The sequence below is a fragment of the Micromonospora sp. NBC_00421 genome, assembly GCF_036017915.1.
GTDB lineage: Bacteria > Actinomycetota > Actinomycetes > Mycobacteriales > Micromonosporaceae > Micromonospora.
Window position 1 is genome coordinate 2,884,891 of sequence record NZ_CP107929.1, and the last position, 22,094, is coordinate 2,906,984.

At 71.8% G+C, this 22,094-nt stretch carries 15 protein-coding genes; 9 read left to right on the forward strand and 6 right to left on the reverse strand.

The genetic code is table 11. The features are described 5' to 3' along the window. Positions 1–26: 26 nt before the first annotated feature. The 7 genes from OHQ87_RS12420 to OHQ87_RS12450 all read left to right on the forward strand — a co-directional run bounded on the left by OHQ87_RS12420 (position 27) and on the right by OHQ87_RS12450 (position 8,261). Complete coding sequence (locus tag OHQ87_RS12420) at positions 27–1,838, forward strand: hypothetical protein (protein ID WP_328347999.1); 1,812 nt, start codon at positions 27–29, stop codon at positions 1,836–1,838. A gap of 172 nt (positions 1,839–2,010) precedes the next feature. After that, entirely contained in the window at positions 2,011–3,078 is a 1,068-nt protein-coding gene (locus OHQ87_RS12425) for an extracellular catalytic domain type 1 short-chain-length polyhydroxyalkanoate depolymerase (protein ID WP_328348001.1), read from the forward strand. Positions 3,079–3,123: 45 nt separating this feature from the next. Then, positions 3,124–4,314, forward strand: a complete 1,191-nt coding sequence (locus OHQ87_RS12430; protein WP_328348003.1) for an ABC transporter ATP-binding protein — start codon at positions 3,124–3,126, stop codon at positions 4,312–4,314. Beyond that, positions 4,311–5,138, forward strand: coding sequence for an ABC transporter permease (locus OHQ87_RS12435; protein WP_328348005.1), 828 nt, complete (start codon positions 4,311–4,313; stop codon positions 5,136–5,138). Before OHQ87_RS12430 ends, OHQ87_RS12435 begins: the two co-directional genes overlap by 4 nt. Positions 5,139–5,188: 50 nt before the next feature. Next, positions 5,189–6,046, forward strand: a complete 858-nt coding sequence (locus OHQ87_RS12440) for a 3'(2'),5'-bisphosphate nucleotidase CysQ (protein WP_328348007.1) — start codon at positions 5,189–5,191, stop codon at positions 6,044–6,046. Next, positions 6,043–6,957, forward strand: a complete 915-nt coding sequence (gene cysD, locus OHQ87_RS12445; protein WP_328348009.1) for a sulfate adenylyltransferase subunit CysD — start codon at positions 6,043–6,045, stop codon at positions 6,955–6,957. The genes OHQ87_RS12440 and cysD overlap by 4 nt, the downstream gene beginning before the upstream one ends. After that, positions 6,957–8,261, forward strand: a complete 1,305-nt coding sequence (locus OHQ87_RS12450) for a sulfate adenylyltransferase subunit 1 (protein WP_328348011.1) — start codon at positions 6,957–6,959, stop codon at positions 8,259–8,261. Before cysD ends, OHQ87_RS12450 begins: the two co-directional genes overlap by 1 nt. Positions 8,262–8,375: 114 nt before the next feature. Here OHQ87_RS12450 and OHQ87_RS12455 read toward each other — a convergent pair whose 3' ends face one another. From OHQ87_RS12455 to OHQ87_RS12475, 5 genes are all read right to left on the reverse strand, one after another. Continuing rightward, a complete protein-coding gene (locus OHQ87_RS12455) occupies positions 8,376–9,956 on the reverse strand; it encodes an FAD-dependent monooxygenase (RefSeq protein ID WP_328348012.1) in 1,581 nt (526 codons plus the stop codon). Positions 9,957–10,171: 215 nt separating this feature from the next. Further along, entirely contained in the window at positions 10,172–10,852 is a 681-nt protein-coding gene (locus OHQ87_RS12460) for an acyl-CoA-like ligand-binding transcription factor (RefSeq protein WP_328348014.1), read from the reverse strand. A gap of 176 nt (positions 10,853–11,028) precedes the next feature. Beyond that, positions 11,029–13,305 (reverse strand): catalase/peroxidase HPI, encoded by a 2,277-nt coding sequence (katG, locus tag OHQ87_RS12465; protein WP_328348016.1) that lies wholly within the window; start codon positions 13,303–13,305, stop codon positions 11,029–11,031. A gap of 23 nt (positions 13,306–13,328) precedes the next feature. Continuing rightward, positions 13,329–13,757 (reverse strand): Fur family transcriptional regulator, encoded by a 429-nt coding sequence (locus OHQ87_RS12470; RefSeq protein WP_328348018.1) that lies wholly within the window; start codon positions 13,755–13,757, stop codon positions 13,329–13,331. Positions 13,758–13,882: 125 nt separating this feature from the next. After that, on the reverse strand, positions 13,883–15,445 hold the full coding sequence (locus tag OHQ87_RS12475; protein ID WP_328348020.1) for a glycoside hydrolase family 43 protein: 1,563 nt from the start codon (positions 15,443–15,445) through the stop codon (positions 13,883–13,885). Between the two features lie 591 nt (positions 15,446–16,036). On the opposite strand from OHQ87_RS12475, the gene OHQ87_RS12480 reads away from it, so the two are divergent. Continuing rightward, a complete protein-coding gene (locus tag OHQ87_RS12480; protein WP_328348022.1) occupies positions 16,037–18,901 on the forward strand; it encodes a glycosyl hydrolase family 95 catalytic domain-containing protein in 2,865 nt (954 codons plus the stop codon). Positions 18,902–19,018: 117 nt separating this feature from the next. Continuing rightward, positions 19,019–20,692, forward strand: coding sequence for a cellulose binding domain-containing protein (locus OHQ87_RS12485; protein ID WP_328348023.1), 1,674 nt, complete (start codon positions 19,019–19,021; stop codon positions 20,690–20,692). A gap of 179 nt (positions 20,693–20,871) precedes the next feature. Here the strand turns inward: OHQ87_RS12485 and OHQ87_RS12490 are convergent, their stop codons facing one another. After that, positions 20,872–21,765, reverse strand: a complete 894-nt coding sequence (locus OHQ87_RS12490; RefSeq protein ID WP_328348025.1) for an SGNH/GDSL hydrolase family protein — start codon at positions 21,763–21,765, stop codon at positions 20,872–20,874. Positions 21,766–22,094: the final 329 nt, after the last annotated feature.

Here is a 22,094-nt window from a genome sequence, read left to right on the forward strand (position 1 = left end):
TCCCCCTTCCCTAGAAAGAGAGACAGTTGAATCCACTCCGGATCTCCGCGCGACGGTTGATGACCGTCGTCGCCGTACTCGGACTCGGGCCCGTGCTGGTGGCTCCTTCGGCGGCGCTCAGCGCGCCGTTGGACGCCGCCGACGCGGCCGGCACGCACCAGAGCAGCCCGCAGCTGCTCGCCAAGGCCCAGCCGGACGAGTGCTTCGCCGGGATCGGGTTGCCGTACCCGGCCGGCCCGCCGTGCGCCGAGGGCAAGACCAAGGTGAACCAGGCGTACCTGTGGGGGATGACCCGGGTCGGCAAGACGCTGTGGTTCGGCACCGGAGCCAACGTCAACTGTCTGACCAGCGGACGGGCCCTGCGCAACACCACGCCGACCGTGAACGACGACTGGGTCTGCGAGTACGGCGAGAGCCAGGTCGCCAAGCGCAACCCGCAGTTGCCGGCCATCCTCGGTGACCACCGTCAGCCGCGCCTCTACACCTACGACACCCGGGCCAACAAGCTGACCGAGAAGACCGACCTGGTGAAGGCGGCCTCCACCGACGACGCCAACCGGTTGCAGACCACGGCCGGCATCCGGGCGGCGGGCAACTTCAACGGGGTGGCGCTGCTGGGCGGCCCGGCGCTGGGCACCAGCGTCAACCTGTTCGCGTTCGACACCGACACCGGCGCGTTCCTCGGCTCACGCAACTTCCCCATGTACGGCAACATCAGGCACTTCACGGTGGCCGGTGACGCGCTGTACGCCGGGGTGGGCGTCGGCGCCAACGGCGGTGAGCGCGGCAACGTGCTGCGCTGGACGGGCAGCAAGTCCGACCCGTTCGCGTTCACGGTGGTGGCGAACCTGCCGGCGCAGGCCGCCGATCTCACCGTCCACCAGGGGCGGCTCTTCGTCACCACCTGGCCGGGTTCGGACGCCGAGCTGGCCGGTCCGACCGCCGGTTCCGCGCCCCCGCCGCCGAGCATCGCCGCGGTCTGGATGAGCCCGCTGCTCGCGTCGGGTGCTCCGGGGCTCAACCCCGAGGACGCCGACGGCTGGCAGCAGGTGTGGAACGTGTCGGCGTACGAGCCGGACCCGGTGGTGGCCCGGGCGTACGCCCTGGGCGGCCTGGCCTCCTACGGCGGCTTCCTCTACTGGGGCACGATGCACGTGCCGATGAAGGCGACCACTGTGCACATGGCGACGTACCCTCCTGCGGACGAGGCGGCGGCGCAGGCCACCATCCAGAACACCCAGCGGTCGATCAGCATCTACCGGGGCCGCAACTTCGGCTCCCAGTTCCAGAAGGTCGACCTGCTCTACGGCTCGACGGAACTGCCCGCGTACGACCCGGCGGCCAACGGTGGGGCCGGGGCCTGGGCGTTGCAGTCGACGCACCAGACGCCGAAGTTCGGGCCGGCCGGTTTCGGCAACCCGTACAACAACTACACCTGGAAGATGGTGGTCGCCGGCGGGAAGCTGTACGTCGGCACGATGGACTGGAGTTACCTGGCCAAGGAGCTGGGCAAGGAGACCGCCGCCGAGCTGGGCCTGTCGCCGGAGCTGGCGGACGATCTGGCCGAGGCCCCGATGGCGGCGGCCGGGCTGCGGGCCAGTGCCCTGCCCGAGGCGGTCTACGGCGGTGACCTGTACGCCTTCCCGTCACCGACGAAGGCGGCGACGACTGTCGACAAGACCGGGCTGGGCAACTACCTGAACTACGGAATCCGCAACATGGTCGCCGACGGTCCCACCCTCTACCTGGGGATGGCGAACCCGATGAACCTGCGGGCCGACCCGACCGACGACGTCCCCGAGGGTGGTTGGGAACTGATCCGGCTCCGGGGCTACTGAGATCGGGGGCACCGGCCCGGTGACAGCGTCGTCGCCGGGCCGGCACCCCACTCCCGTCGGGCGGGCTGTCCCCCGCCGGAGGGCCGGGGACCGGACGGTCCGTGCCCGTTTGCCGAATCCTGGTGTGTCCCTGACGTTGCTCGAACATTCCCCGGCGAAAGTACTAGTTATGATGCCTTTTACCGTTTTCCACTCTGAAGTCGGGCGGAACCGCTGCCGGTCGGCCGCCCGGCTCGCCGGGACGCTCACGCTGCTCGTCGCCCTGACCACCGCCGCCGGGTGCAGTCCCGACCGCCGGGAATCCGCGCCCGACGGGGACGGGTCCGGTCCGGCGGCCAGCACCCCCGCCAGCGGCGGGGCGCGGCCGGCACCCGACATCCCCGTCGGCAGCTCCACGCACACCGTCACGGTGGACGGTCGGGAACGCAGCTACCGGCTCTACCGGCCCGCCTCGGCCGACCTCAGCGGGCCCGTCCCGCTGGTGGTGATGCTGCATGGCGCGGCCGGCACCGGCGAGCAGGCCGAGCAGGCGTACGGCTGGACGGGCCAGGCCGACCGGGACGGCTTCCTGGTGCTGTTCCCGGACGGGCTGAACCGGGCCTGGGCGGTCGGCCCGCAGTGCTGCGGGGCACCTGCCCGGGACGGCGTCGACGACGTCGCCTTCGTCACCGAACTGGTCGCCACCGTCGGCCGGGAGCTGCCGGTCGACCCGGCCCGCCGGTACGTCACCGGGATCTCCAACGGCGGGCTGCTGGCGTACAAGCTGGTCTGCGACACGACGACCTTCGCCGCGATCGGTGCGGTGGCGAGCACCCTGACCGGGCAGTGCCCCGACCCGAAACCGGTCTCGGTGCTGCACATCCACGGTCGACAGGACCAGACCATGCCGTACGGCGGCGGCCCCGGCCGCCGGGACAACGGCGGCACCGGGCGCAATCCGGTGAAGATCGACGGCCCGCCCACCCCCGAGCTCGCCGCCCGGTGGCGGACCGTCGACTCCTGCGGCGCACCGAAGGTGACCACCGACGGGCCGGTCACCCGGGCGACGGCGAGCTGCGCCCAGGGCCGCGCCGTCGAGCTGATCACCGTCGCCGACGCCGGACACCAGTGGCCCGGCGGCCGGCCCAACCCGCCCCGGGCGGAGAAGCTGCTCGACCTCGATCCGCCCTCCACCGCGCTGAACGCCACCGACACCATCTGGCGGTTCTTCGCCGCCCACCCCAAGCCCAGCGGCGGCTGACCGTCGCCGGCCGCCGGCACCCGCACCCCCAGGACAGGAGTTGAGATGCCCAGCAGAGACGGGCCGGCAGTGGTCGAGGTCCACGACCTCGTCAAGCGCTACCCCCGCACCGACACCAACGCGGTCGACGGGCTGTCGTTCACCGTCGCGCCGGGCGAGATCTTCGGACTGTTCGGGCCGAACGGGGCCGGCAAGTCCACCACCGTCGGCATCCTGACCACCCGGCTGCGGGCCACCGGCGGCCGAGCCCTGGTCGGCGGGGTCGACGTGGGCCGGGACCCGGCCGCCGCCCGCGCCCAACTGGCCGTGGTGCCCCAGCACAACAACCTCGACCGGGCGCTGACCCCCCGGCAGAACCTGGTCTACCACGCCACCTACCACGGGGTACGACGACGGGAGGCACAGGCCCGCGCCGCGGAGCTGCTGGAACGGTTCGGCCTCACCGACCGGGCGGACCGGCGGATCGAGGCGTACTCGGGCGGGATGGCGCAACGGTTGATGATCGCCCGCGCGCTGGCCCACGAGCCCGCGGTGCTCTTCCTCGACGAGCCGACCAACGCCCTCGACCCGCAGACCCGCCTGCTGATCTGGGGGCAGCTCCGTGAGCTGCGCCAAAGGGGGGTGGCGATCGTGCTGACCACCCACGCGATGAACGAGGCGGCCCGGGTGGTCGACCGGGTCGGCATCGTCGACCACGGTCGGCTGCTCACCCTCGACACCCCTACCAACCTGGTCCGGGGCCTGGCCGGGGACGCGCTGCTCGACCTCACGGTCACCCCGGCCGGCGGGGACGACCCCGACGCGCTCTGCGCCGCCCTCGGCGAGCTGACCGGCGTACGCAAGGCGGAGCGGTTGGCGGCGCCGACCGTGCCGGCCGGGTGGCGACCCGGTGGCGGCGGGGCCGGGCTGGCCGGTGTCGGGGCGGGCGGCGGCGGGGCGGGCGGCGCCGGGATGCTGGCCGCGCTCGCCGCCGGGGCCGGCGGTGGACGCGCCGGTGCCGGCCGGCTGGCCGCGCTGGCCGGCGCGGGACTGCTCGGGCGTGGCGGCGGCGCGGCGGGCAACGGCGGTCGCGGCCGGCTGCGCATCCGGCTGCACCTGGCAGGCGATCCCGCCATCATGCTCGGCCCGGCGGTGACAGTGCTCGCCGCCCGGTCGGCGGCGATCAACGCGGTCGACATCGGCGAACCCAGCCTGGAGGACGTCTTCATCGAACTCACCGGAAGGCAACCGCGGTGACCGCTCTCGACACCCCGACCCCGCAGCGTACGACGACCGCGCCGCGCCCCCGCCCCGGGACCGGGCGGGTGTTCGCCGCGGTGCTGCGCCGCGACCTGATGGTCACCGGCCGGGAACTCTGGATCATCCTGGTGCAGGTCGGGCTGACCCCGCTGTTCATGCTCTTCGTCTTCGACACCGTCCTCGGCAGCCAGGGCCTCGTCGGGCGGGGCTTCGCCGACGTCTTCCTGCCCGGCATCATCGCGCTGGCCGCCCTCACCACCGCGTTGCAGAGCGTGGCCCTGCCGCTGGTGAAGGAGTTCGGTTTCACCATGGAGATCGAGGACCGGCTGATGGCGCCGCTGCCGACCGGGTACGTCGCGATCGGCAAGCTGGTGATCGCCACCATCCGGGGGTTGCTCGCGGCCGTGCTGATCTACCCGCTCGGGGCGCTGATGGTCGGCTCCGCGCCGTGGCGGCCGGCGGGGTTGCCGCTGGCCATGGTGGTGGCGCTGCTCGGGGCGTGGATCGGCGGGGCGATCGGGATGAGCCTGGCCACCACCCTGCCGGTGCAGCGGATCAACGTCACCTTCTCGGTGATCCTCACCCCGATCATCTGGACCGGCTGCATCCACTACCCGTGGCCCCGGCTGTCGTCGGTGCCGTGGTACCAGGCGGTCACCGCGCTCAACCCGATGACGTACGTCTCGGAGGGGGTGCGCGGGGCGTTGCTGCCCGGCGTACCGCACCTGCCGGCGTGGGTGTGCCTGACCGTGCTGACCGGGGTGGCCGTCGTGCTCACCTGGGTCAGCGTCCGCTGTTTCGGCCGTCGGGCGATCCAGTGACCGCCCGCGCCCCTGCACCGACCCCGCCCCCGACCGGTCGAGGAGTAGCCATGGCAGACCCCACCACCGCCGAATCCGACCCGGCGCTCGCCCGCCGGCTCGCCCGCCTCGCCGGAGAGCTGCTGCTGCGGGTACGCGCCAGCCACGGCCACGCCGATCCCGCCGCGCTGAAGGCGGCCGGGGACCGGGCGTCGCACGACCTCCTGCGGGCCGAGCTGGCCCGGTGGCGGCCGGCCGACGCGGTGCTGTCCGAGGAGGACGAGGGCTCCCGGCTGGTCGACACCGGAGACGGGGTGTCCCGGCGGACCGCCGACCGGGTGTGGATCATCGACCCGTTGGACGGCACCCGGGAGTTCTCCGAGGAGGGGCGCACCGACTGGGCCGTGCACGTGGCGCTCTGGGCGCGCGACGCGGCGACCCCGCACGGGCTGGTGGCCGGGGCGGTCGGGTTGCCGGCGCAGCACCGGGTGCTGGCCACCGACGTCCCCGCCCCGCCGCCGGCCGCGCCCGGCGGGGTGATCCGACTGGCGGCCAGCCGCAGCCGTCCCCCTGCCTTCCTGGCCGAACTGGCGCAGGAGGTGGGCGCCGAGCTGGTGCCGATGGGCTCGGCGGGGGCGAAGATCGCGGCGGTGGTGACCGGTGACGTGGACGCGTACATCCACGCCGGCGGCCAGTACGAGTGGGACTCCGCCGCGCCGGTCGCGGTGGCCACGGCCGCCGGGCTGCACGCGTCCCGCATCGACGGCTCCCCGCTGACCTACAACGAGGCGGATCCACGCCTGCCGGACCTGCTGGTCTGCCGCGACGAACTGGCCGCACCGCTGCTCGCCGCGCTGCGGCGGCAACTGGCCGGCACGGCGGTCCCGTCCGGCTCCCCCGTCCCCCACCCCGGAAAGGACCCGCGATGAGCAGCGAACCGGCTGCGTACCAGGTCTCCCAGCTCGACGAGTTGGAGGCGGAGAGCATCTTCGTGATGCGTGAGGTGGTCGCCGAGATGGAGCGGCCGGTCCTGCTCTTCTCCGGTGGCAAGGACTCGATCGTGATGTTGCGGTTGGCGCAGAAGGCGTTCGCGCCGGCCAACGTGCCGTTCCCGGTGATGCACGTGGACACCGGGCACAACTTCCCCGAGGTGCTCGCCTACCGCGACCAACGGGTCACCGAGCTGGATCTGCACCTGATCGTGGCGAGCGTGCCGGAGGCGCTGACCCGGGGCCTGGTCCGGGAGTCCGGTGACGGGATGCGCAACCGGATCCAGACGCCTGTGTTGTTGGACGCGGTGGAGAAGCACCGGTTCGACGCGTTGTTCGGTGGGGCGCGGCGGGACGAGGAGAAGGCGCGGGCGAAGGAGCGGGTGTTCTCGTTCCGGGACGAGTTCGGGCAGTGGGATCCGAAGAACCAGCGGCCGGAGTTGTGGTCGTTGTACAACGGGCGGCGTCATCCGGGTGAGTCGATCCGGGTGTTCCCGTTGTCGAACTGGACCGAGTTGGACATCTGGCACTACATCGCGCGGGAGCGGGTGCCGTTGCCGTCGATCTACTACGCGCACGACCGCGAGGTGGTGGAGCGTGACGGCATGTTCTACGCGGTGAACGAGTTCTTCTCGCCCCGCGCGGGTGAGGAGCCGTTCACCGCCCGGGTGCGGTACCGCACGGTGGGAGACGCCTCCTGTACGGCGGCGGTGCGGTCGGACGCGGACACGGTGGAGCGGGTGATCGAGGAGGTGGCCGCGACGCGGATCACCGAGCGGGGCGCGACCCGGGGTGACGACCGGGTCAGCGAGGCCGCCATGGAGGACCGTAAGCGGGAGGGGTACTTCTGATGAGCACCGACATGCTGGCACCGGCCGGATCCCCGACCGAGGCCCGACCGATGGACCTGCTCCGGTTCGCGACCGCGGGCAGTGTGGACGACGGCAAGTCGACGTTGATCGGTCGACTGCTCTACGACACCAAATCCCTGTTCACCGACCAGTTGGCCGCGGTGGAGGCGGTCAGCGCGGCGCGGGGTGACGAGTACACCAACCTGGCGTTGCTCACCGACGGTCTGCGGGCCGAGCGGGAGCAGGGCATCACCATCGACGTGGCGTACCGGTACTTCGCCACCCCCCGGCGGAAGTTCATCATCGCCGACACCCCCGGGCACACCCAGTACACCCGCAACATGGTCACCGGGGCGTCCACCGCCGACCTCACCCTGGTGCTTGTGGACGCGCGTAAGGGGCTGGTGGAGCAGTCGCGGCGGCACGCGTTCCTGTGTTCGCTGCTGCGGGTGCCGCACCTGGTGCTGTGCGTCAACAAGATGGACCTGGTGGACTTCTCCCAGGAGGTGTTCGAGCGGATCGCCGACGAGTTCACCGCCTTCGCGGCGAAACTCGACGTCCCCGACCTCGCCGTGGTGCCGGTGTCGGCGTTGCAGGGCGACAACATCGCCTCCCGGTCGGAGAACATGCCCTGGTACGAGGGGCCGTCGCTGCTGCACCACCTGGAGCACGTGCACATCGCCTCGGACCGGAACCTGGTCGACGTGCGGTTCCCGGTGCAGTACGTGATCCGGCCGCAGTCGACCACGGTGACCGACTACCGGGGCTACGCCGGTCAGGTCGCCTCCGGGGTGCTCAAGCCCGGCGACGAGGTGATGGTGCTGCCGTCCGGCTTCACCAGCCGGATCAGCGCGGTCGAGACCGCCGACGGGCCGGTCGACGAGGCGTTCCCCCCGATGTCGGTCACCGTCCGCCTCGCCGACGAGATCGACATCTCCCGCGGCGACATGATCTGCCGACCCAACAACGCCCCCACCGTCTCCCAGGACATCGAGGCGATGGTCTGCTGGATGGACGAGACCAACCCGCTGCGTGTCGGCGGCAGGTACGCCATCAAGCACACCACCCGCTCCGCCCGCGCCATCGTCCGCGAGCTGCACTACCGCCTCGACATCAACACCCTGCACCGCGACGAGGCCAGCACCGAACTCGGGCTCAACGAGATCGGCCGGATCCGGCTGCGCACCACCGTGCCGTTGCTGGTGGACGACTACCACCGCAACCGCACCACCGGCGGCTTCATCATCATCGACGAGGCCACCAACCGCACCGTCGGCGCCGGCATGGTCATCCAGCGGGACTGACGCCGCGCCTCAGGCGGGCCGGCCCGGCGTCTCCCGCCGGGCCGGCCGTCGTCGGCCGTCAGGGCCGGTCTGGGCGTGGCCGACCGTCAGGGCCGGTCGGAGCATGGCCGACCGTCAGGGCCGGTCGGGCCGTGGTCGACCGAACCAGCGGGTGAGCGCTTCCCGCAACCGGTCGCCGTCCGATCCGTCCGATCCGTCCGGTGTCGACTGCCAGGCCACGTAGCAGTCGGGACGCAGCAGCAGGGCGGTCGGCGTGCCCCCGTCGACCTGCCCGGTACCGGGGTCGGTCCGCCCTCCACCCGGGTCGAGCTGCCCTGTGTACACGTCGACCCGGTCCCGCCACGGCTCGGCCAGCCGGGCGAGGGTGCCGGTGGGGTCGAGCAGCAGCGCACGGGCGGAGCAGGTCAGCTCGGCCAGTCGTACCGGGCCGGCGTCGGTGTGCAGCACCAGGTCGGGTGCCCAGCGGCCGACCAGCGGCCCGCCCGGTCCCCCCATCTCGTAGTGGGCGTCCGCGCCGGCCAGCAGGTTGGCCACGTGGGCGGCGTTCGCCGGCTTGTCGAGCAGTTCACCGAGGAGCACGCGCAACGCGGTGACCTCGCTGCCCGGGGCGATCAGCGCCGACTGGGCCTGGGTCGACATGGTCACCCGCCGGGCCACCGGGCGGCGTTCCGTCTCGTACGAGTCCAGCAAACCGTCCGGAGCCCAGCCTTGCAGCTGTGCCGCCAACTTCCAGCCGAGGTTCACCGCGTCCTGCAACCCGAGGTTGAGCCCGGGGCCGCCGATCGAGGAGTGCACGTGGGCGGCGTCGCCGAGCAGCAGCACCCGACCGACGCGGTACCGCTCGGCGAGGCGGGTGTTGCCTCCCACCAGGCGGCGCAGCAGGTGCGGCCCCGCGCCGGCCGGTGGCGCGATCGGTACGTCGACGCCGAGCACCCGGGCCACACTGGCCCGCATCTCGGCGAGGGTCAGCGGGCCGTCGAACTCCGTCGACTCGGGCCATTCGATAGTGGTCAGGCCCGGTGGGCGGCCGGTGAACGGCGCCCAGACGATCAGGCCGTGCTCGGTGCGGGTGTGCCGGAACGGCGCGACGGTGCCGTACCCGGGGATCGCGAGGCCGCCTGTCGACACGTCGATCAGCTCCGCCGGCAGGCCGACGTGGGCGGTGCGGGAGACCGCGCGATCCGTGGACACCCCGGGGAAGCCGATCTCGACCAGCCGGCGAACGACGCTGTGCCCCCCGTCCGCGCCGACGAGGTACCGGCAGCTCAGCGTCGTACCGTCGGAGAGCTCGACCCGAACCTCGTCGGCCCCCTGGGTCAGCCCGGTCACCTCGTGCCCACGACGCACCTGCACGCCCAGCTCGGCGGCCCGCTCGGCGAGCACCCGCTCAAGGTGGGCCTGCGGGGCCTGGAGCAGATGGAGCGGATTGTCCGGCACTGCCCGAAGGTCCAGCGGCAGCGCCCCGAAGACGAACCCGGGCGAGGGTTGCGGCGGGGCCGGATCGTCGACGAGGCGGTGGTACAGCCCGCGCCGGTCGAGCATCCGGACTACCTGACCGACCAGCCCGTTGGCGCGCTGCTCGGTGGTGGGTGCCGACAGCCGCTCGCACACGACCGGTCGGATGCCGGCCAGGGCCAGCTCGACGGCGAGCATGAGGCCGTTCGGGCCGGCGCCGACGATTAATACATCAATCATGGCAAGATCCTTTCGAGGGCACGGTCGACCCGTCCGCCGAGGTGGCAGCGGACCGTGGAAGGGCAGGACCCCCGACGAGGTGCCGGCGGACGCGGCGAGTCGCGCGCGAGGACGGCGCGCAGCGGCCGGTCGGCGCGGGTGCCGAGGATGTTCCAGGGTGCGCGGTCAGGAGGGAGGCGACCCAGGGCGGACCGGGACAGTCCAGAGTGAGCGGGTCAGCGCGGTGTGGGGGCCGGCGGTGTGGGGGCCGGCGGTGTGGGGGCCGGCGGTGTGGGGGCCGGCGGTGTGGAGGCCGGCAGACCGGCCGCGAGTTGGGTCAGCGCGTCGGGGAGCAACCGCTCCATCGCCACGGGCGGATCGGCGCGGAGGAAGTGCCGGATCGCCGCGTTCACGGCCGCGATCACGCTGGCCGCCACTAGCTGGGGATACAGATCGCGCTCAGGGTCGGTGCCGGTGCGTTCGGCGACGGCTGCGGCCAGGTCGGCCTCGGCGATCGCGCTCGCGCGAAGCATCTCACCCTGCAACGCCGGCTCGGCCAGCATCACCGCGAGCCCGTCGACCCACTCTGCGTGCGGGCTCGGCGGCGCCTGCGCGACCTCGGGGCCGGGGGCGAACCGGGTCAGCGTCGCCTCGGTCAGCGCCGCCCAGAGTGGTTCGTCGGCCGGCCGTCGGCGCAGGGCCTCGGCCACCCGCCGACTGCGGTCGAGGTGCCGGAAGGCGATCGCCTCGGCCTTGCTGGAGAAGTAGTTGTTGAACGTGCGCGGGGACACGCCCGCGGCCTGGGCGATCTCCTCTACCAGGACGTTGTCGAAACCCCGGGTCACCGTCAACCGGATGGCCGCCCAACTCAACGCCGCCCGGGTCTCCGCCTTCTTGCGCTCGCGTAGCCCGCTCATGAGAGGAGCGTAGCAGAATGTGCGCGGCACGCAATATTACGTGGTACGCATTTTTTTCGCCCGGACCTCGTCGACGGTGGCATGCCGGTGCGGTCCGCCGGCCGCTCGCCGCCCGCGGAGACGGCCGAACCCCGGCCGAGCGGTGCTCGACCGGGGTCCGTCGTGGGCAGGTCGGATCAGGACAGGTCGAAGCGGTCCAGCTCCATGACCTTGGTCCAGGCCGACACGAAATCGGTCACGAACTTGGCGCCCGCGTCCTGGCTGGCGTAGACCTCGGCGAGGGCACGCAGCTGGGAGTTGGAACCGAAGATCAGGTCGACCGCGGTGGCGGTCCACTTCACCTCGTCGGTGGCCAGGTCCCGGATCTCGTAGACGTGCTCGTCGGACTCCGACGCCCGCCACCGGGTGCCCGGGGAGAGCAGGTTGGCGAAGAAGTCGTTGGTGAGCACGCCGGGCCGGTCGGTGAGGACACCGTGCGACGCGCCACCCACGTTGTTGCCGAGGGCACGCAGTCCGCCTACCAGGACGGTCATCTCCGGCGCGGTCAGGTTGAGCATGTACGCCCGGTCGACGAGCAGCACCTCCGGCTGGGTCTTCTCACCCGGACGCAGGTAGTTGCGGAACCCGTCGGCGCGCGGCTCCATCACCGCGAAGGACTCGACGTCCGTCTCCTCCTGCGAGGCGTCGGTACGCCCCGGGTGGAACGGCACGGTCACCTCGACGCCCGCTTCGCGGGCCGCCTTCTCGACCGCCGCCGAACCGGCCAGCACGATCAGGTCCGCGAGGGAGATCTGTGCGCCACCGGCAGCGTTGAACTCCCGCTGGATCTCCTCCAGGGTCGTCAGCACCGTCGCGAGCTGCTCGGGCTGGTTGACCTCCCAGTTGCGCTGGGGTTCGAGGCGGATCCGGGCGCCGTTGGCGCCGCCGCGCTTGTCGGTGTGCCGGAAGCTCGCGGCCGAGGCCCACGCGGTGGAGACCAGCTGCGCGGTGGTCAGGCCGGCGTCGAGGACCTTCGCCTTGAGGGCGGCGACGTCGGCGTCGGACACCAGCTCGTGGTCGACGGCCGGCACCGGGTCCTGCCACAACTGGGGCTCGGCGACCCACGGCCCGAGGAACCGGCTGACCGGGCCCATGTCCCGGTGCAGCAGCTTGTACCAGGCCTTGGCAAACGCCAGCGCGAACTCGTCCGGGTGCTCCAGGAAGCGGCGCGAGATCTTCTCGTACGCCGGGTCGACGCGCAGCGACAGGTCGGTGGTGAGCATGGTCGGCTTGTGCTTCTTCGCCGGGTCGTGGGCGTCCGGGATGATCGCCTCGGCGTCCTTGGCGACCCACTGCTTCGCCCCGCCGGGGCTGGTGGTCAGCTCCCACTCGTAGCCGAAGAGGATCTCGAAGAAGCGGTTGCTCCACTGCGTCGGCCGGTCGGTCCAGGTCACCTCCAGACCGCTGGTGATCGTGTCACCGCCCTTGCCGCTGCCGTGGGTGCTCAGCCAGCCCAGGCCCTGGGCCTCCAGCGGGGCGCCCTCGGGCTCGGGGCCGACGTGGTCGTCGGCGATGCCGGCGCCGTGGGTCTTGCCGAAGGTGTGGCCACCGGCGATGAGGGCGACGGTCTCCTCGTCGTTCATCGCCATCCGGCGGAAGGTCTCCCGGATGAAGTGCGCCGCCGCCAGCGGGTCCGCGTTGCCGCGGGGGCCCTCCGGGTTGACGTAGATGAGGCCCATCTCGGTCGCACCGACGCCGGCCGACATCTCGCTCTCGGAGGCGTAACGCTCGTCACCGAGCCAGGTGTCCTCCGGGCCCCAGAAGATCTCCTCCGGCTCCCAGACGTCCTGCCGGCCGAAGCCGAAGCCGAAGGTCTTGAAGCCCATCGACTCCAGGGCGACGTTGCCGGCGAGCACGAGCAGGTCGGCCCAGGAGATCTGCTGGCCGTACTTCTGCTTGACCGGCCAGAGCAGCCGGCGGGCCTTGTCCAGGTTGGCGTTGTCGGGCCAGCTGTTGAGCGGCGCGAACCGCTGCCCGCCGTCGCCGGCGCCACCGCGGCCGTCCTCGATCCGGTAGGTGCCGGCGGCGTGCCAGCTCATCCGGATCATCAGGCCGCCGTAGTGGCCGAAGTCGGCCGGCCACCAGTCCTGCGAGGTGGTGAGGACCGTGGTGATGTCCCGCTTGAGAGCCTCGACGTCGAGCTTGGCGAACTCCTTCGCGTAGCTGAAGTCCTCCCCCAGCGGGTTGCCCTTGGCCGAGTGGGCGTGCAGGACCGAGAGGTCGAGCTGGTTGGGCCACCAGTCCCGGTTGGTGCGCGGACGCCCTCCGGTCTTCGGCTTCGGCGAGTCGATCGCCGGGTTCTCGCTCTCGCTGCCCTGCGCGGTCACCGAGTCGTGCGCGACCGGGCAGCCGGCCGCCGCCTTCTGGTCCACGCCCTGTGCACTGGCGGCGGCGTTGTCCTGGGTGTCGCTCATGTACTTCCTTCCGAACTGGTGGATCACTGGGAGGTGCGGTCGGTCGCACAGTCGGGGCAGGTGCCCCAGTAGACGACCTCCGCCTCGTCGACCACGAAACCGTGGTCGTCCGAGGCGGTGAGACAGGGAACATGGCCGACGGCGCAGTCGACGTCGGCTATCGCACCGCAGGAGCGGCACACGACGTGGTGGTGGTTGTCCCCGACCCGCGTCTCGTAGCGGGCGGGCGACCGGCCCGGCTGGATGCGCCGCACCAGGCCGGCCTCGGTGAGCGCCCGCAGCACGTCGTAGACCGCCTGGTGGGAGACCGCGGGAAGGCCCGCCCGGACCAGCGCGATCACCGTGTCGGTGTCGACGTGCGGGTGGTCACGCAGCGCGGCGAGCACGGCCAGTCGGGGCCGCGTGACGCGCAGCGAGACCGCCCGCAGTTGCGCCTCGAGGTCGGCCGTCATGGCACGACCATAGTCCGCTGTTCTGGAACAAATCAAGTTTATCCCCGGCGTGGCGCGGCGCATCGCCGAACCGGCGGGACCGTGGGTTGGTGGGGGCCGGGGTGGTGGGGCCGGCGGGAGCGTGTTCAGTCCGGTGGAGCGGTCACCGGTCGATAGCCGAACCAGTCGAACGCGGCACTGCCCTCGGTGACGTACATGCCGATGACCCGGCCGGTGAAGCCTGCGGCGACCTCGGTGGAGAGGTAGCGCCCGTCGAGTTCGGCCAGCACTACGGGGCCGGCCGGGCCGGCCACCTCGAACGTGATCATGTCGCAGCCGGCGGCGCGTACCCCCCGGGGTGCGGTCCCGGCTGCCAACTCGGCGGCGGAGGTCACGGTCGGCGGAAAGATGTCGTGGGTGCGGGTGGCGATCGTCAGGACCAGCGGGCCGTCCGGCACGGCGCGGGAGGCGAAGACCTGCCGGAACGGCCCGACCCGGCCGACGACCCGGACCGTGCCGGCCACCACCTCCAGGTCGTAGTGGTGCGCCTCGTCGATCCGGACGGTGAGCCCGGCGGTGCCGCCGCCCGGGTCCACCCGGATGCTGGTCCGGCAGTCGTGGTGCCGCTGCCGCAGCGCCACGATCGTCGCGCCGGCGAGGTCGAGGGTCGTGCCCGTGGCGTGCAGGGTGAGCCAGCCCGGCCGGGCGGTCAGCGACCAGGAATCGTCGGGTCGACCGCGCGGCGAGATCCACTCGGGTGCCAGGACCGTCGTGTCGAAGTCGTCGTGGTAGGCACCGGGGTCGGCCGGGGCGGCACCGGCCGGGGCGCTGCCGGCGGGCGCGGCGGTGAGCTCCCGGACCGGGTCGACGACCGGCCAACCGTCGACCCAGCGCACCGGGGCGAGGAAGGTCTCGCGGCCGAGGACGTGGTAGGGCGGCCACTGCCCCCTGGCCCGGATGCCGAGCAGCACCAGCCACCAACTGCCGTCGACCGCTTGGACCAGGTCGGCGTGCCCGGTGGCCTGCACGGGCAGGTCGCTGCCCCGATGGGTGAGGATCGGGTTGGCCGGGGCGGGCGTGAACGGGCCGCGCGGGCTGCGCGACCGGGCCACGGAGACGGCGTGGCCGGTGTGCGTGCCACCCTCGGAGAGCAGCAGGTACCACCAGTCGTCGATCCGGTAGAGGTGCGGTGCCTCGGGGTACTGACCGCCGGTACCCGACCACAGCCGGATCGGGCCCTCCAGCACCTCCCCCTTGTCCGGGTCGATCCGGTAGGCGTCCACCCCGGAGGTGGTCAGCCAGCAGTCGCCGTCGTCGTCCCAGGCCAGCGAGGGGTCGACGTGGGGCAGGTCGAGATAGACCGGCGCCGACCACGGGCCGGTGGGTGCCGGTGCGGTGACGATGAGGTGCCGGCCCCGGCTGACGTCGGTGGTGATCAGCCAGAACCGGCCGTCGTGGTGGCGCAGGGTAGGCGCGAAGACGCCCCCGGACGCCACGGTGTCCGAGGGCAGATCCAGTTGGTCGGGTCGGTCGAGGACGTTGCCGATCTGCCGCCAGTTGACCAGGTCACGGCTGTGCAACAGGGGTACGCCGGGAAAGTACTCGAAGCTGGAGCAGACGAGGTAGTAGTCCGCACCCACCCGGCAGACACTCGGGTCGGGATGGAAACCGGGGACGACCGGATTGCGGTAGGACGGTCCGGCGGGCACCGGGTGTCACCTCCCTGGCGGTCGTCGACCACATTGGACGGTGCCCGCATCCTGCAGGACAACGCACCAACCGAGAATGTTTGCGATAACACTCCGCGACCCTGGATGCTACGGAAGGTTCCCCCGGGGTTCAAGGTCCTCCACCCGGACCCGCCGGAGCGCGAGCAGGAGACGCCGGCAGGGGCGCGCGGATCCGGCGAGGAACATCCGCGCAACATGGCCGTCATATCTTGACGGGGCCTCCGGAATCCACGAGAGTCCATATAAGGCGAGACGGCGCGCCGCCGGGAGCTCGACGCGCCGTCGTGGCATCCACGGATGCCGACGTCAGGGTGCGCGGGGCCATACCTGTTAACGCTAACAGCGGCGTCTCCGTTATTGGCTGATCGAAACACCGGTTCGGGCCGGGGCGATCGGTGGGGTCCCCGATCGCGGATCTACGGCGACGGTCGCCCCACCCTGCCCTGATGTCGTCCGACCCGCCGGGCCGTCCCACCGACAGGAGGCACGGAACGGCACTCCGGCCGCCGGCGCGTCCACGACGTTCGGCTTCACCTGCACCCGTCCCGATCCGCACCGCTGGGAGAGACCATGTCTGAAGTGACCCGAAGGAACGTCCTCAAGGCCGGGGCGGCGGGGGCCGGTGCCGCGCTGGTGCCGGTCGCCTGGAGCGCGACCGCCCACGCCGACGCGGCGGCGCCACCGCAGGTGCTGGCCGCGAACGACCTGGCCCTGTGGTACGACGAGGGGGCCGGCACCGACTGGCTCCGCGCCCTGCCGATCGGCAACGGCCGGCTCGGCGCGATGGTGTTCGGCAACGTCGACACCGAACGGCTCCAGCTCAACGAGGACACCGTCTGGGCCGGCGGCCCGTACGACTCGGCAAACACCCGGGGCGCGGCCAACCTGGCCGAGATCCGGCGGCGGGTCTTCGCCGACCAGTGGACCTCGGCGCAGGACCTGATCAACCAGACCATGATGGGCACCCCGGGAGGTCAGCTCGCCTACCAGACGGTGGGCAATCTCCGGCTCGCCTTCGGCTCGGCCAGCGGGGTGTCGCAGTACACCCGGACCCTGGACCTCACCACCGCCACGGTCACCACGAGCTACGTACTGAACGGCGTACGGCACCAGCGGGAGGTCTTCGCCAGCGCGCCCGACCAGGTGATCGTGGTCCGGTTGACCGCCGACCGGGCCAACTCGATCACGTTCTCCGCCACCTTCGACAGCCCGCAGCGCACCACCGTGTCGAGCCCGGACGCCGCCACCATCGGGCTGGACGGCATCTCCGGTAGCCAGGAGGGGGTCAACGGCTCGGTGCGGTTCCTGGCCCTGGCCAACGCCGCCGCGACCGGGGGCACGGTCAGCAGTTCCGGCGGCACGCTGCGGGTGTCCGGGGCCACCAGTGTGACCATCCTGATCTCCATCGGCTCCAGCTACGTCAACTACCGCACCGTCAACGGCGACTACCAGGGCATCGCCCGGACCCGGCTCAACGCCGCCAAGAGCGTTGCCATCGAGCAGTTGCGCAGCCGGCATCTCGCCGACTACCAGGCGCTGTTCAACCGGGTGAGCATCAACCTGGGGCGTACGGCCGCGGCCGACCAGACGACCGACGTACGGATCGCGCAGCACGCGAGCACCAACGACCCGCAGTTCGCCGCGCTGCTGTTCCAGTTCGGGCGGTACCTGCTGATCTCCTCCTCGCGGCCGGGCACCCAGCCGGCCAACCTCCAGGGCATCTGGAACGACTCGTTGTCGCCCTCCTGGGACTCGAAGTACACCATCAACGCCAACCTGCCGATGAACTACTGGCCGGCCGACACGACGAACCTGTCGGAGTGCTTCTCGCCGGTCTTCGACATGGTCAAGGACCTGACGGTGACCGGGGCGCGGGTCGCCCAGGCGCAGTACGGCGCCGGTGGCTGGGTCACCCACCACAACACCGACGCCTGGCGGGGCGCGTCGGTGGTCGACGGGGCGCTGTGGGGCATGTGGCAGACCGGTGGGGCCTGGCTGGGCACCCTGATCTGGGACCACTACCTGTTCACCGGCGACCTGGGCTTCCTCCAGGCCAACTACCCGGCCCTCAAGGGCGCCGCCCAGTTCTTCCTCGACACGTTGGTCGCCCACCCGTCGCTGGGCTACCTGGTGACGAACCCGTCGAACTCGCCGGAGCTGCCGCACCACGCGAACGCCAGCGTCTGCGCCGGCCCGACGATGGACAACCAGATCCTGCGGGACCTGTTCGACGCCGCGGCCCGGGCCAGCGAGACGCTCGGGGTGGACACCACCTTCCGGTCGCAGGTACGCACCGCCAAGGACCGGCTGCCCCCGAGCCGCGTCGGTTCGCGCGGCAACGTCCAGGAGTGGCTTGCCGACTGGGTCGAGACCGAGCGGAACCACAGGCACGTCTCCCACCTGTACGGCCTGCACCCCAGCAACCAGATCACCAAGCGGGGCACCCCGGCGCTGTACGAGGCCGCCCGCAAGACCCTGGAGCTGCGGGGCGACGACGGCACCGGCTGGTCCCTCGCCTGGAAGATCAACTTCTGGGCCCGGCTGGAGGACGGCGCCCGCGCCCACAAGCTCCTGCGCGACCTGGTACGCACCGACCGGCTCGCGCCGAACATGTTCGACCTGCACCCGCCGTTCCAGATCGACGGCAACTTCGGCGCCACCTCCGGCATCGCCGAGATGCTGCTGCACAGCCACACCGGCGAGTTGAACGTGCTGCCCGCGCTGCCGAGCGCCTGGCCCACCGGCCAGGTCGCCGGCCTGCGGGGGCGCGGCGGCTACACCATCGGCGTGGCCTGGAGCAACGGTCAGGCCGACGAGATCGGGATCCGTGCCGACCGCGACGGCACGCTGCGGCTGCGGTCCCGGCTGTTCACCGGCAGCTTCACCCTGGCCGACGTCACCGACGGCAGCGCACCGACCACCACCCGACCGGAGACCGACGTCGTCCAGTTCGCCGTCCGCGCCGGTCACACCTACCGGGCGGCCCGCCCCGGCGTCACGCCGACCCCGACCCTGACCGCCACTCCCACCCCCACTCCCACGTCCACCCCCACCGCCACGCCCACCCCCGTCCCCACGACGCCGACCCCGACGCCGACGACCCCGGCCCCGACCACCAGCTCCCCCGCGCCCTCGGGCGCCCGGGCGACGTACGCGGTGACGGGTTCGTGGTCGGGTGGTTTCCAGGCCGAGGTCACCGTGACCGCCGGCGCGACCGCGATCCGCGGCTGGACGGTGTCCTGGACGTTCACCAACGGTCAGACCATCAGCCAGATCTGGGGTGGCTCGCACACCCAGAGCGGCGCGAACGTGACGGTGAAGAACGTCGACTACAACGGGGCGCTGGCAGCCGGCGCCTCCACCACCTTCGGCTTCATCGGCACCGTGGGCGGCACCAACAACGCGCCGACGAACCTCACCTGCACGACGAGCTGACCTGTGCGGGACGTGTGTCGCCGCCTCGCTCCGCCCTCGGCCGATCGAGGTGGCGACGTGCGTCCCGTCCCCTGCCGGTACGCACGAACCCACCCCTGTGGAAACGGACGGAAGAACATGAGAAGACCAACTACCCGCGGGCGTCGCCTGCTGACCGCCCTGGCGACCGGGCTCCTGGTGGTGGCGGGCCCGGCGGTGGTGCTGCGGACCACCCCGGCGCTGGCCCTCGACAACGGGGTGGCCCGCACCCCGCCGATGGGTTGGAACAGCTGGAACACCTTCGGCTGCAACATCAACGAGACGCTCATCCGGCAGATGACCGACGCGATGGTCAGCTCCGGCATGAAGGACGCCGGCTACCAGTACGTCGTCGTCGACGACTGCTGGATGAACCCGAACCGTGACTCGGCCGGAAACCTGCAGGGCGACCCGAGCCGCTTCCCGTCGGGCATGAAGGCGCTGGGTGACTACATCCACGCCCGGGGGCTGAAGTTCGGCCTCTACCAGGCACCGCTGGACAAGACCTGCGCGCAGTACTTCAACAGCTATCCCGGCGCCACCGGTTCCCAGGGACACGAGGCGCAGGACGCCCGCCAGTTCGCCGCCTGGGGCGTCGACTACCTCAAGTACGACTGGTGCTCCCCCAGCGGCACCATCGACCAGCAGGTCACCACGTTCGCCAAGATGCGCGACGGGCTGGCCGCCGCCGGTCGCCCGATCGTGCTGAGCATCAACTCGAACAGCATCCACTCCAAGACCGGGCCGCAGCGCAACTGGGGCGACGTGTCCAACATGTGGCGCACCACCGAGGACATCACCAACACCTGGAACAGCGGCCAGACCAACGGCTACCCGATGGGCATCCAGAACATCGTCGACGTCACCGTCCCGCTCGCCGCGCGGGCCAAGCCCGGCGCGTTCAACGACATGGACATGATGGAGGTCGGCCGCGGCGGCATGACCGACACCGAGATGCGTAGCCACTTCGCGCTCTGGGCCATCCTGGCCTCGCCGCTGATCGCCGGCAACGACCTGCGCAACATGAACGCGGCGACCCAGACCATCCTCAAGAACGCCAACCTCGTCGGGATCAGCCAGGACCCGCTCGCTCTCCAGGCCAGCCAGGTCTCGTTCGACGGCACCCGCCGGGTGCTGGCCAAGCGGCTGGCCAACGGGGACGTCGCGGTCGCCCTGTTCAACCAGGGAACGGCCGCCACCACGATCAGCACCACCGCCGCCGCCATCGGGTTGTCGGGCGCGTCGTTCACCCTGCGCGACGCGTGGAGCAACACGACAAGCACCACCTCCGGCGCCATCTCGGCAAGCGTGCCGGGCCACGGCACGGTCGTCTACCGGGTCAGCGGCGCGACCAGCACCCCCACCCCGACCACCACCCCACCGACCCCCACCCCCACGCCGACCACTCCGGCCCCGACCACCCCGCCGCCGACCACCCCGCCGCCGACCGCCGGCCCCTGCCAGGTCACGTACGCGATCAGCAGCCAGTGGCCGGACGGGTTCCAGGCCGAGGTGACGGTCCGCAACACCGGTAGCACGGCGATCAACGGGTGGAACCTGCGGTGGTCGTTCGCCAACGGCCAGCAGGTCAACCAGGCATGGGGCGCCACCTACACGCAGAGCGGCGCGCAGGTCACCGTCACGAACGCCGGCTGGAACGGCACCATCGCTGCCGGGGCCAGCGCGAACTTCGGTTTCATCTCCAGCTGGTCCGGCGGCAACGCCAAGCCGACCGCGTTCACCCTCAACGGCCAGGAGTGCAGCGTGGCCTGACCGGGAACCGGCTCCGCCTGCGGAGGTACGGACCCCCTGTCATGACGTCGGCCCGATGCCGGGGCAGCTCATGACAGGGGGACCACCTTCCCCGCAGGACGATCGGTGGCACCGGCCCGGCCGGCGTACGGCCAGGTCAGTCGTGCGGTGCGGCCAGGTCAGGCGGTGCGCATGGCCGGTCAGTTGTTCAGCGTGGCGAGCAGGGCGGTGGCCATGCCCTGTTCGCCACGGGCGTTCGGGTGGAAGGGTGCCGCCGCGTTCTCCGGCACCAGACCCTCCACCCACCGGGTACCGCTGCTCTTGCAGGTGTCGCGCCCGATCGACGGGGTGTAGACGTCCGCGTAGCCGGCACCGTTCGCGGCGGCGGTGTTGGCCAGCATCGCGTTGAGCGACTTGGCGACGCTCCGCAGGTACGGCACGTCCTGGTAGGCGATCGGGACCACCGGCCAGCAGCCGTACCCGGAGTCCGGCACGATCGCCGGGTAACCGAGCACCACGATCCGCGCGCCGGGCGCGGCCTGGCGGACCGCCTGGAGCACGGCGGTCACCTTCGGCGCGGTGGCGGTGATCCTGGCCTGCAACTGGTCGGTGCCGCCGGCGGTGTACCGGTTCTTGCACGGCGATCCCAGCGGGCTGCTGAAGCTCGCCTGCGCGCAGTCGCTGATGATGCTGGAGAAGCCGATGTCGTTGCCGCCGATCTGCACCGTCACCAGCGCCGTGTTCGGGGTGACGGCGTTGAGCTGCGGCGGCAGCGCGCCGCCCAGGGAGCCGCTGCCACCGAACCGGATGTCGTCGGTGGTGGCCCCGGAGCAGCTCACGTCGGCGAACGACGCCGAACCGGCGGAGGCGGCGACCAGCGAGGGGTAGTTGCGGTTGGAGCGCAGGCAGTTCAGGTCGACCTGGGTGGGGATCAGCGGACCTGAGGTGTACGAGTCGCCGAGCGCGACGTAGCGTCCGGCGGGGACGGCGGCGTGGGCAGGTGCGGCGACGGCGAGCAGCACACCGGCGGTGGCCGCGACGAGCGCGACCGTCCGGGTGGCGGCTCGCAGCAGCGGCAGGCGGGGACGGGGCATGACGCCTCCCAGGGCGGATCACGGGGGTGGTGGTGCCGCGATCCTGCCGCTGCCGGTGCCCGACGTCAATATAGACAGGCCTCACTAACATGCCGTCCGGGGTGTGGGTCCGGACCGAGCCGGGCCGGCGACCCGGCCTGCGGATGACATCGATTGACGGATGTGGAAGCCAGGCGAGATAATCTCGGCGGAGCCGGGCTGGCTGCGGGCCGAGGGACACCGCACCACAAGACCGACGTGAGCTCGCCGACGGCGAATCAGGGCCGTCGGTCGCACCGTCACCACCCGGCGCATCCGATCACCACGTCTGCGGCCACTGCGCCCCCGAA